The organism is Rhodopseudomonas sp. BR0C11 (assembly GCF_010820945.1).
GTDB classification, from domain to species: Bacteria; Pseudomonadota; Alphaproteobacteria; order Rhizobiales; family Xanthobacteraceae; genus Rhodopseudomonas; species Rhodopseudomonas palustris_H.
This window is the reverse complement of sequence record NZ_QTKI01000137.1, coordinates 1-11,073: the sequence shown is the minus strand read 5'-3', so window position 1 is coordinate 11,073 and position 11,073 is coordinate 1. Positions and strand designations below refer to the sequence as shown.

The 11,073-nt window shown below is 66.2% G+C and carries 10 protein-coding genes; 4 read left to right on the top strand and 6 right to left on the bottom strand.

Features of this window, described 5'->3' with window-relative positions; genetic code table 11:
- From DYI24_RS12665 to DYI24_RS12650, 4 genes are all read left to right on the top strand, one after another.
- The coding region (locus DYI24_RS12665; protein ID WP_164572533.1) for a replication-associated recombination protein A at window positions 1–1,224 on the top strand (1,224 nt) is incomplete at its 5' end.
- A gap of 299 nt (window positions 1,225–1,523) precedes the next feature.
- On the top strand, window positions 1,524–3,494 hold the full coding sequence (locus DYI24_RS12660; RefSeq protein WP_164572532.1) for a putative bifunctional diguanylate cyclase/phosphodiesterase: 1,971 nt from the start codon (window positions 1,524–1,526) through the stop codon (window positions 3,492–3,494).
- A gap of 69 nt (window positions 3,495–3,563) precedes the next feature.
- Window positions 3,564–3,983 carry a secondary thiamine-phosphate synthase enzyme YjbQ gene (locus DYI24_RS12655; RefSeq protein WP_011158763.1) on the top strand — a complete coding sequence of 140 codons (420 nt, stop codon included), beginning with the start codon at window positions 3,564–3,566 and terminating at the stop codon, window positions 3,981–3,983.
- A 106-nt stretch (window positions 3,984–4,089) separates the two neighbouring features.
- Window positions 4,090–5,298, top strand: coding sequence for an ABC transporter substrate-binding protein (locus DYI24_RS12650; protein WP_164572531.1), 1,209 nt, complete (start codon window positions 4,090–4,092; stop codon window positions 5,296–5,298).
- A 127-nt stretch (window positions 5,299–5,425) separates the two neighbouring features.
- Here the strand turns inward: DYI24_RS12650 and DYI24_RS12645 are convergent, their stop codons facing one another.
- From DYI24_RS12645 to DYI24_RS12620, 6 genes are all read right to left on the bottom strand, one after another.
- On the bottom strand, window positions 5,426–7,486 hold the full coding sequence (locus DYI24_RS12645) for an ATP-binding protein (RefSeq protein ID WP_164572530.1): 2,061 nt from the start codon (window positions 7,484–7,486) through the stop codon (window positions 5,426–5,428).
- A gap of 204 nt (window positions 7,487–7,690) precedes the next feature.
- Window positions 7,691–8,368, bottom strand: coding sequence for a nitroreductase (locus DYI24_RS12640; RefSeq protein ID WP_013501945.1), 678 nt, complete (start codon window positions 8,366–8,368; stop codon window positions 7,691–7,693).
- Between the two features lie 146 nt (window positions 8,369–8,514).
- Window positions 8,515–9,282, bottom strand: a complete 768-nt coding sequence (locus tag DYI24_RS12635; RefSeq protein ID WP_164572529.1) for a hypothetical protein — start codon at window positions 9,280–9,282, stop codon at window positions 8,515–8,517.
- Window positions 9,282–9,488, bottom strand: a complete 207-nt coding sequence (locus DYI24_RS12630) for a hypothetical protein (RefSeq protein ID WP_107345060.1) — start codon at window positions 9,486–9,488, stop codon at window positions 9,282–9,284. Before DYI24_RS12630 ends, DYI24_RS12635 begins: the two co-directional genes overlap by 1 nt.
- A 10-nt stretch (window positions 9,489–9,498) precedes the next feature.
- A complete protein-coding gene (locus DYI24_RS12625; RefSeq protein ID WP_107345059.1) occupies window positions 9,499–9,945 on the bottom strand; it encodes a hypothetical protein in 447 nt (148 codons plus the stop codon).
- A 28-nt stretch (window positions 9,946–9,973) separates the two neighbouring features.
- On the bottom strand, window positions 9,974–11,073 hold a 1,100-nt coding region (locus tag DYI24_RS12620; RefSeq protein ID WP_164572528.1), incomplete at its 5' end, for a CHAT domain-containing protein.

The window sequence follows — 11,073 nt, the reverse complement described above, 5'->3', positions numbered from 1 at the left end:
GACGTGGTCGGCCAGGATCACATCCTCGGCCCGGACGGCGCGCTGACACGGATGCTGCAGACCCGCACACTCGGTTCGCTGGTGTTCTGGGGCCCGCCCGGCACCGGCAAGACAACGGTGGCGCGGCTGCTTGCCGACGCCACCGAGCTGCAATTCGAACAGATCTCGGCGGTGTTCTCCGGCGTCGCCGATCTGAAGAAGGTGTTCGACGCCGCGCGCGCCCGCCGCGAGATGGGCAAAGGCACGCTGCTGTTCGTCGACGAGGTGCACCGCTTCAACAAGGCGCAGCAGGACTCGTTTCTGCCGGTGATGGAAGACGGCACCGTGGTGATGGTCGGCGCCACCACCGAGAATCCGTCGTTCGAACTCAACGCGGCGCTTTTATCCCGCGCGCGCGTGCTGATCTTCAAGCCGCTCGACGCGGCCGCAATCGAGCAACTCTTTGCCAAGGCGGAAGCCGCCGAGGGCCGCAAGCTGCCGCTCGACGACGAGGCGCGGGCGGTGCTGGCGCGGATGGCAGACGGCGATGGCCGCGCCTCGCTGACGCTCGCTGAGGAAGTTTGGCGCTCGGCCCGCGAGGGCGAAGTATTCAATGCCGCGCAGCTTCAGGAGATCCTGCAGCGCCGCGCGCCGATCTACGACAAGAGCGCCGACGGCCACTACAATCTGATCTCGGCGCTGCACAAGTCGGTGCGCGGTTCCGATCCGGATGCGGCGCTGTACTATCTGTGCCGGATGCTCGACGCCGGTGAGGACCCGCTGTTCCTGGCGCGGCGAGTGGTGCGGATGGCGGTCGAAGACGTCGGGATGGCCGATCCGCAGGCGCTGGTGATCGCTAACGCCGCCAAGGACGCTTACGATTTCCTCGGCAGCCCGGAGGGCGAGCTGGCGATCGCGCAGGCGGTGATCTACGTCGCCACCGCGCCGAAATCGAATGCGGCCTATACTGCCTACAAATCGGCGATGCGGCTCGCCAAGCAGGCCGGCTCGCTGCTGCCGCCCAAGCACATCCTCAATGCCCCGACCGGGCTGATGAAGAACGAAGGCTACGGCTCGGGCTATCAGTACGACCACGACACCCCGGAAGGTTTCTCCGGCCAGGACTACTTCCCGGAAACGCTCGGCCGCCAGACCTTCTACGATCCGCCCGACCGCGGCTTCGAGCGCGAGATCCGCAAGCGGCTGGACTATTGGGCCAAGCTGCGCGCGGCTAAGGGCGGTTAGTTCGCAAATTGTTCGCAGTTGCGGCGAGTTCCAAGTACCTAAACCACCATTGAAATCTGCGTATTAGTTGCATTCAAGCGCCGAGAGGCGGGGTGTTGGCCGCTTAGCGCACGCGAAGCCCGAATGCCGACGTCCCCGGCCGCTTTGGCTGGCTGATCTTTCCAAACCGGAAACCAATAGGTTCGGATTGTCACAGCGCGGTCATTTTACCGCTGCGTGCAAAGCCAATGTTAAAAAGCCGCTGGTTGATTAGCTGGCGTGAAGATCAGCCGCATTTCCCATCACCGATAGTTTGCCGCATGACCCGTGCCGACAGCAGCTTCAAGGCGATCGCTCTCGCCAAGGCCCAGGCCCGCACGGCGCTGCGCAATGTCCGGCTCACCTTGATCTCCAACATCGCGATCGCGCTGTCGCTGGCGGCGCTGCTGTATCGCGAGAACGGCGAGACGCCGATCCTGTGGTGGCTCGGCGTCGCGATCTCGCTGGCGCTGTTTCGTGCCTGGTGGGTGTCGCGATTGGCAAAGAGCGGGGCGGTCGAGACCGCGCCGTATCAGGTACTGCGCCATTTGACACTGCTGGCGCTCGCCAGCGGTCTGTTGTGGGGCTTCGTGCCGGCCGCGGTCGGCCTGTTCACGGCGTATCAAGGCATCGACTACGTCACCTTCATCATGATCGGCGCCACCACCGGCGCGATCATTCAGGGCGCCGCCTATTCCCCCGTCGCCCTCGCGTTTGCGACGCCGGTGATGGCGGCGACGCTGTTCCGGATCATGATGTCCGGCAACAGCTCCGACTACATCATCTTGTTCGACGGGGTGTTCCTCACCTTCATGTTGTTTCGCGCCGCGATCGGCGGCGAGCGTGAGTTCACCGCCAGCCAGATGACCGCGCTGGAGGCGACCGATCTCGCCAATTCGCTGGCGAGCGCCAACAACGAGGTGCTGAGTTCGAACCGCGCGCTGGAGCAGATCGCGCGAGCCGATCCGCTCACCGGACTGGCCAACCGCAGTCACTTCCGCGACGCCGCGGCGGCTGCGTGCCGCTCGGGGCAGGGCGTCGCCTTCGTGCTGTTCGACGTCGATAACTTCAAGACCATCAACGACACCCGCGGCCACGACGCCGGCGACCGCGTCATCGCCGCGGTGGCCGAACTCTTGCGCTCATCCTGCGGGCCGCACGATCTGCCGGTGCGGCTCGGCGGTGACGAGTTCATCGTGGTGCTGCAGGGCGACGACGTCGCCGCGCGGGCGCTGGCTCTGGCGCGGCGGCTGAGCGGCGCGCTGACGCGGCCGCTGCGGGTCGCGGGCCAGCCGCTGGCGATCAGTTGCTCGATCGGCATCGCGGCGCATCCGGGCGGCCCGATCGATGTCGAGGACGTGTTCTCCCGCGCCGACGCGGCGCTGTACCGCGCCAAGGACGACGGCCGCGCCTGCATCCGGCTGTTCGACGCGCGGATGCAGGAAGAGTTTCTGCTGCAGCGCTGCATCGACGGCGATCTGCCGGGCGCGCTGGCGCGGGGCGAACTGCATCTCGAATTCCAGCCGCAGGTCGTGCTCGCCACCGGACAGGTGGTCGGGTTCGAGGCGCTGCTGCGCTGGCGCCATCCGACCGCCGGGCTGATCCCGCCGCCGGACATCATTCACGCCGCGATCCGGCTGCAGCTCTCGGCGCGGCTGCTGTCGTTCATCGGCGATGCGGCGTGCGACTTCCTGCGTGCGCTCGACGCCAGCGGCGCGCCGCCGGTCAATGTCGCGGTCAACGTCTCGCCGCGCGAGCTGACGCTGCATTCGCCGGCCAAGATCCTGATGGATCTGACGCAGCGCCATGGCATCGATCCGCGCCGGATCGAGATCGAGATCACCGAAGAAGCGCTGTTCGATCCTAAGCAATGCGCCCGCGAATTGCAGCGCATCGAGCATTACGGCTTTGGGCTGGCGATCGACGATTTCGGCGTCGGACACTCGTCGATCTCCAATCTGATGAGCGTGGCGCTCGACACCATCAAGATCGACCGCTCGTTCGTGCACGGCGTCAGCGCCAACCGCCAGAACCAGCAACTGATCGCCGCCATCACCGCGGTAGCGCGGCCGCTCGGCCACCGCATCATCGCCGAGGGCGTCGAAAGCCAGGGCGAAGCCGAGACGCTGCGGATGCTCGGCTGCTCCTACGGCCAGGGCTGGCTGTACGGCCGTCCGATGCGCGCCGCCGACGCAGTGGCGTGGCTCGCCGGCCTCGACGAGGAGCGGTGCAGCGAGCGGCAGCTCGCCTAGGCTTGATGCCGCGCCGCAGCCGCCGCATGGTTCGCCGTAACCGATCACACGCAGAAGGAGAACCGCGCGATGAAGTCGTATCGCAAGGAACTGTGGTTTCAGACCCCGGGGCGGCGGGCGTTCATCAACATCACCGGCGAAGTCGAGCAGGCGTTGCGCGACAGCGGCGTGCGCGAGGGCTTGGTGTTGGTCAACGCCATGCACATCACCGCGTCGGTGTTCATCAACGACGACGAGAGCGGCCTGCACGCCGATTACGAGAAGTGGCTCGAACAGCTCGCGCCGCACGAGCCGGTGTCGTCCTATCGCCACAACCGCACCGGCGAAGACAATGCCGATGCGCATATGAAGCGCCAGGTGATGGGCCGCGAAGTGGTGGTGGCGATCACCGAGGGTCGGCTCGATTTCGGCCCCTGGGAACAGATCTTCTACGGCGAATTCGACGGCGGCCGCCGCAAGCGGGTGCTGATCAAGATCATCGGCGAGTAAGATGATACAGCGGCTGCGCGCAAGACCCGGTTAGTTCCGGTTTCCCATCCTCCCTGGAAAAACAAAAGCGATCACCGCATCGCAACAAACAACAGGGAGAGAACGGATGAGGAGTCTTCGGCTCTGGCTCGGCGCTGCCGTCGCGGCGGCGCTTGCCACCACGGTGCAGGCGCAGCAGAACGCGCCCGGCGTCACCGCCACCGAGATCAAGATCGGCAACACCATGCCGTATAGCGGCCCGGCCTCGGCGCTGAGCTCGACCGGCAAGGCGATCGCCGCCTATCTCGACCAGGTCAACGAGCAGGGCGGCGTGAACGGCCGCAAGATCACGATGATCTCGCTCGACGACGGCTTCTCGCCGCCAAAGACCATGGAGGCGACGCGCCGGCTGGTCGAAGGCGACGGCGTCGCGTTCATCGCCGCCACCATGGGCACCGCGCCGAGCTCGGCGATCGCCAAATATCTCAACACCAACAAGGTGCCGCAGATCTTCCTGATCAGCTCGGCGTCGAAGTGGAACGACCCCGCCAACATGCCGTGGTCGATGGCGCTGCCATGGGCGCCGAACTACATGAGCGAGGCCAAGATCGAAGTCGCCTATGCGCGCGCCAAGAACCCCAACGCGCGGTTCGCGGTGCTGTATCAGAACGACGACGCCGGCAAAGACTTCATGCGCGGCGTCAAGGATGCCCTCGGCCCCGACGCCGACAAGGCGATCGCGCTGGCGTCGAGCTTCGAGGTCTCCGATCCCACCGTCGACTCCCAGGTGCTGACGCTCGCCAACACCAAGGCCGACGTGTTCATGATTTACAGCGTCACGCCGCGCGCCTGCGCCCAGGCGCTGCGCAAGGCGCATGAGATCGGCTGGCGGCCGATCCGCTTCCTCGCCAGCGGCTGCGCCAACAAGGCGACCGTGATGGACCCGGCCGGCGTCGACGCCGGCAAGGGCGTGTTGTCGCTCGGCTCGCTGAAGCCCTATGTGGCCGAGCCGAAGGACGACAAGGCGATGAGCGCCTATATCGCGTTCATGAAGGCGCGGCTGCCGGGCCTCGACCCGAACAATATCGGCACCGTGTACGGCTACACGGTGGGCGAAGCGCTGGTGGCGCTGTTGAAGCAGTGCGGCAACGATCTGTCCCGCGACAACATCATGCGGCAGGCGGCGAATATGAAGAACGTGCCGCTGTCGCTGCTGCTGCCCGGCATCACTCTGAATACCTCGCCGACCGACTTCCGCCCGATCAAGGACGGCTACCTGCTCGAATTCAACGGCAACGACTGGGTGGTGGTCAGCGAAATGCTGCGCGGCACCTGAGGCCCGCGCCGTAGCCGGCTGCAGCCCGCATCAGCGCAGCGATAGGCGGGGATCGGACTTCCCACGGGTTCGGTCCCCGGATTTCGCGCCGCTGCATCCGGGCTACTCGGCGTGTTGTACGACCTTGCTACTTCCCGATCAGCTCGCGGATCCGCGCCGCCAGCGTGTCGACCGCGAACGGTTTGGTGAGCACTGCCATGCCGGGTTCAAGCTGGCCGTTGTTGAGCAGCGCGTTCTCGGCGAAGCCGGTGATGAACAGCACGTTGAGCCCGGGGCGGATCTGGCGGGCGGCGTCGGCGAGCTGGCGCCCGTTCATGCCGCCGGGCAGGCCGACGTCGGTGACGAGCAGGTCGATCCGCGCGTCGGACTGCAAGAGCTTCAGGCCGCCGACGCTGTCGGAGGCTTCCAGCGCGGTGTAGCCGAGGTCTTCGAGCACGTCGGCGACCAGCATCCGCACCGTGGGTTCGTCGTCGACCACCATCACGGTCTCGCCGGTCTGGGCGAACGGGATCTCGGTGGAGTCGGGGAAGCGCTCGTCCTCGGCGGCCTCGCCGCGGTGCCGCGGCAGATAGATGCACACCATCGTGCCCTGGCCGACCTCGGAATAGATCCGCACCTGGCCGCCGGATTGCTGCGCGAAGCCGTAAATCATCGACAGCCCGAGCCCGGTGCCCTGGCCGATCGGCTTGGTGGTGAAGAACGGATCGAACGCCTTGGCGATCACGTCCGGCGTCATGCCGGTGCCGGTGTCGGAGACGCACAGCGAAACGTATTGCCCGGGCGGGATGTCGTACAGCCGCGACTGCGCCCGGTCGATCCAGCGGTTGCCGGTCTCGATCGTGATCTTGCCGCCGCTGGGCATCGCGTCGCGGGCGTTGATACACAGATTGAGCAGCGCGCTTTCGAGCTGCGGCACGTCGACCAGCACGCTCCACAGCCCGGCGGCGCCGACATGCTGCACGTCGATGCCGGGGCCGACGGTGCGCTGGATCAGGTCGATCATGCCGCTGACCAGCCGGTTGACGTTGGCGGCGGTCGGCGTCAGCGTCTGGCGGCGTGCGAAGGCGAGCAGGCGGTGGGTCAGTGACGCGGCGCGCTTCACCGCGCCTTGCGCCGCCACCACGTATTTGTCGATCTCGCCGATGCGGCCCTGGCGGATCCGCGAACTCATCAGTTCGAGACTGCCGGAGATGCCGGCGAGCAGATTGTTGAAGTCGTGCGCCAGCCCGCCGGTGAGCTGGCCGACGGCTTCCATCTTCTGCGACTGGCGCAGCTGTTCGGCGGAGCGCAGCAGCTCGGCGCGGGCTTCGGCGACGCGCTGCTCCAGCGTCTCGTTCAGCGCGCGCAGCTCGGCGATGGCGCGGTCGCGCTCGGCCACCAGCGCGCGGCGATCGTCGACATCGATCAGCACGCCGGGAAAGCTCAGCGGCGTGCCGTCTGGGCCGTGCTCGACGCGGCCGTTGGCCTCGAGCCAGTAGTACTTGCCGTCGGCGCGGCGCACCCGGTACTGATGCGCGTAAGGCCCGCCGCGCTTGACCGCTTCCTCGATCGCGGCGGCGAGGCCGGCCTGATCGTCGGGATGCACGGTGGCGACGACCTGCGCCAGGCTGAGACCGTCGCGGCCGAGCGCCGGATCGAGCCCGAACGCGCGCGCAAACGCTTCGTCGACGGTGAAGCGGTCGCTCGGCAGGTCCCACAGCCAGGTGCCGATGATCGCGCCGGCGGCGAGCGCGAGCTGCACCCGCTGCACGTTCTCTCGCGCCAGCTTCTCGCTGTCGCGCAGCGCCGCCTCGGCGCGCTTGCGCGCGGTGATATCGCGGAACAGCACCGAGACCTGGCGCAGTTCGGGCGGCTCGATCCGCGTCGCCGATACTTCGATGATACGGTTCACCGCGATGAACTCGCGCTCGAAATGGATCGGGCGGCCGGTCAGCAGCACGCTGCGATACAGCTCCGCCCAGCCTTCGGCCTCGTCGGGCACGAGATCGCGCAAGGTGCGGCCGATGATGTTGGGAATTCCGGTCTGCTTCTCGTAGCCGGCATTGGCTTCGATATGGCGATAGTCGCTGAGCGGACCGTGCGGGCCGTCGAAGAATTCAATGATGCAGAAGCCGTCGTCGATCGCTTCGAACAGCGCACGATAGCGCGCCTCGCTCTGGCTGACCGCGGGACTGGAGGGGGACTGCATCGGGATCGACAACCGGCGAGCGTGACACGAACTGTGCGATACAGGACGGGAAGGGCGGCCGCGTTGTTGCGGCCGGCCCGTGCGGTGACCGCTCGGGCGCGGCTGCTTGCATTACTCTCCGAATTGCGAGGGTTTGTCAAAGCTGCTTGACACACGCGGCACCCCGCGGCGCCGGGCCGCGGAGTGATGTCACGTCACATCGTGTCAGCCTTCGAAGCCGACGAACCGCGCGGCGTCGCGCACTGGCTTGCGCTCCGACACCACGGCGTTGGCGGGGAACTCGTCGTCCGGCCAGCCGAGCGCGATCGCCTTCATGATCACCTGATCGTCGGCGATGCCGGCATGTTCGCGCACCACCGGTGATTGCATGATGCCCTGGCTGTTGATCACAGCACCTAAGCCGCGCGACCATGCGGCGTTGACCAGCGCGTTGGTCACCGCGCCGCAATCGAACGCGGTGTCGTCGCTGTCGCTCAGCACGCGGTCATAGGTGATGATGATGCACACCGGCGCATCGAACTGGCGAAAGCCGCGCAGCACCCAGTCCTGCCGCTTGGCCTGATCGTCGCGCGCGATCCCCATCGCCGAGAACAATTGCTTGGCCACCGTGACCTGCCGCTCGCGATGCGGGCCGGCGAACGGCTGCCCGATCCGGAATTCGCGGCTGTGCGGCACGCCGGCGAGATTGCGCTCGGTGTTGCCGGCGCGGATGCGGTCGAGCGGCTCGCCGGTGAGCACGGTGAAATTCCACGGCTGGCTGTTCATCGAGGAGGGCGCCCGCATCGCCAGTTCGAGGATTTCCTCGATCAATTCCCGCGGCACGGGATCAGGCTTGTAGCCGCGGATCGAGCGGCGGCCGCGGACCACGTCGTCGTATTGCATGCGTCTGGTTTCCCCCAAGAGCTTGTGATTGGCGGCGATCTTCTGTGGTTTGCGAGGCTCGCGCAAGACGATGCTGCGAATTGCCAAACGCGAATGCAGCTCGTCGCGCGAGGTTCGCCTCGGCCCATTCCGAAGACCAAGCGATGCTACCCGCCGATGACGCCCTTCAGGCCGGTGTAGAGCGATCCGACGCCGGTGGCTACCACACCAGCGAGGGGGCCGGCGGTCTGCAGCAGATCCTGAATCATCCGCGCCCGGCGGCGCAGCTGATCTTCGCCGACGTGTGGGCCGAGGAGTCGGGCCACGCGGAACGCAGCGGCGTTAGGTTTGCCAGTCTGCGTCAGGGTCGTCGGCAGTACGCGGAACACCGTGAGGCCGAGGATGTGTCCTGACAAGAAGGCGAGCAATATGCTGGCGCCGTATTCGATCACTTCGCGCCACTCCACCCACACCGTCGGTAGGATCGGCACGTTGTCGTGCAGTCCGGTCACCATCAGCATCGATAGCACGCTGACCAGTGAGGTGCAGAAGCCGAGCAGCGCGGCGCCAAGCAGTCCGACCTTATGGATCGGATAGGTGGCAACTCCGAACAGCAAGGGGATCGCCACCGAGGCGATACGCAGCCACACCGGAGACACGTCGAGGACGATGGTCACCATCCAATGCGCGCCGACCAACAGCAGGACCGGCAGCAGCATGTAGATGAACGTGTGGAGGCCGTAGTAGCGCAGCGGATGTGCCAATCGTTCGAGGGTTACGCGGGCGCGATCGAGCTGGCGCTGTAGATCGTCAAGTTCGGAGACCAGCTCCTCGATCTCCAGCAATGTCGGTCGGACGTAGCGGAGGTCGCGCGAACAGTTCTTGCAGGCAATCGCCTCATCCTTGATGGTCTCTACGCAGAACGGGCATTCCATCAGATGTCTCGTCGGGTCTTTGAAGGACGCAGGGCGTCTATCTGCTCGCAGACTCTCCGCAACTCCTCCCGCAGCGCGTCGCGCTTGCTGGCGAGCTGGTCACGCTCCGTAATCAGAGAGGCGGGGATCGCGATGTCGCGCGAACACACGCTGCACACCAGCACATCCGGCGGGTTCTGGCTCTGGCAGTAGAAGCAAGTGATCATTTGCTGGCGATCAGGGTGAGACCTTGAGCACGAAGCTGGTCGTACCTGGGCGCCCATCGGAATCCTTTAGGTCGACTCGCAGCATGTGTTCGCCCTGCGGTAGCTCGGCATCCGGTATGTCGATGCCGTTGGCCTGGATGAACGGCTTTAACCGCGGCGTCAGATCGACGTTCGGTGTACGCAGATAAGTCACCTTCACCGAATCCGGATCGATCTTGGTCCCGCCGAAGGACTCGAATTTCAAATGGAGCCTCGTCGGCGAGTGCACGGTATCGCCATCCGCGACGAACTGGATCTTGGGTCCGCGCAGGATGCCGCGGCGGTCGGCCGCGACCGCGCCCTTGGGCGGCGGCAGCTTGGCTTCGTCCTCGGTGATCAGGACCTGACCGGCCATCCCCGGGCCGGCCATCGGAGCAAGAGCGATGCAGGCGACGAGGCCGCGTAGCAATGTCTTCAAGGCAGTATCTCCCGTCAAAAACCGATCGTCAGCGAACACCGCCGTCTCCGATGATGGTGTATGGCGCCCAGAACAGCGGATGGGCGTAGGTGAAATCGGTTTTGCCGTCGCTGCCGACATGGCCGGGGCCGTCGACCAGCGCCATCATCGCCTGCCGCAGGGCTTCGCTGCGCGCCAGCTTGGCGTCACCAGCCTGGCGCTTGAACAAATCGGAGACGAGTTCACGCGCCGACTGCGAGTGTACTGACCAGTTGGTAACGAGCAGGGCTCGCGTGCCGGCGTAGAAGAACGCTCGGCCGAGACCTGAGGCGGCCTCGGCACCGGCGCCGGCGGCCGCGCCGGTGTTGCAGGCCGATAGAACCACCCAGTCCGCATCTAGCTTGAGGCCGAGGATTTCCTCGATGGTCAGCAGCCCGTCGCCGCTGTCGCCAGTGACGGAAGGCGACGACAGCGCCAGCGCCGGCTGCTGCAGCCCGTTGAGCTCGCCCGGGACGAGGCCGTGGGTAGCGAAGGCCAGGACCTTGAAGCCGGACAGGTTCATCGACTTCACGGTCTTCTCTGAGGCGTCCTTGCCGAGGAATAGCACTTTGGACGGATCGGCCTGCAGCGCCAGCGCGATCGATTTGAGCTCGTCGGACGTATCGGGGAGTCGCGGCAGCAGGCCGATTTCGGCGCTGTCGACACCGTCGAGCTTTGGGCTGTTGCGCCGCCTCAGCGGGCCCCCGCGCGTCAGCGTTTCGGGCGCCGTGTTGCCGCCGACATCAGCAACCTTGACCGTGGCGGCTTCCGCCGCCTGTTCCGTGTTGAAGTAGGGATCGCCAAAAGCCACTAGGTCGCCGCGATCCGGTTTGCTGGCCGGCAATTGCCGCAGCGTTCGCAGCGCCGCGGCAGACGGCACAGTGGTCACCGCATGGCTACGCGCCAGCCATGGTACGTCGCGGTAGGAGGCGAACAGAGGATCGGCATCTGGAGCGGCTTCCGCCGGCGCGACCGGCAGCAGTGACAGGGGCAACAGGCCTAGCGCGCCATTAGTGACCACGATCAGCTTCTTCGCGGGCTTCCAGCCGCTTTCGACCGGCTGCAGGAGGAGCGCGTAGAGTTCGTAGCCGAGCTTGAGGTCGAACCCGG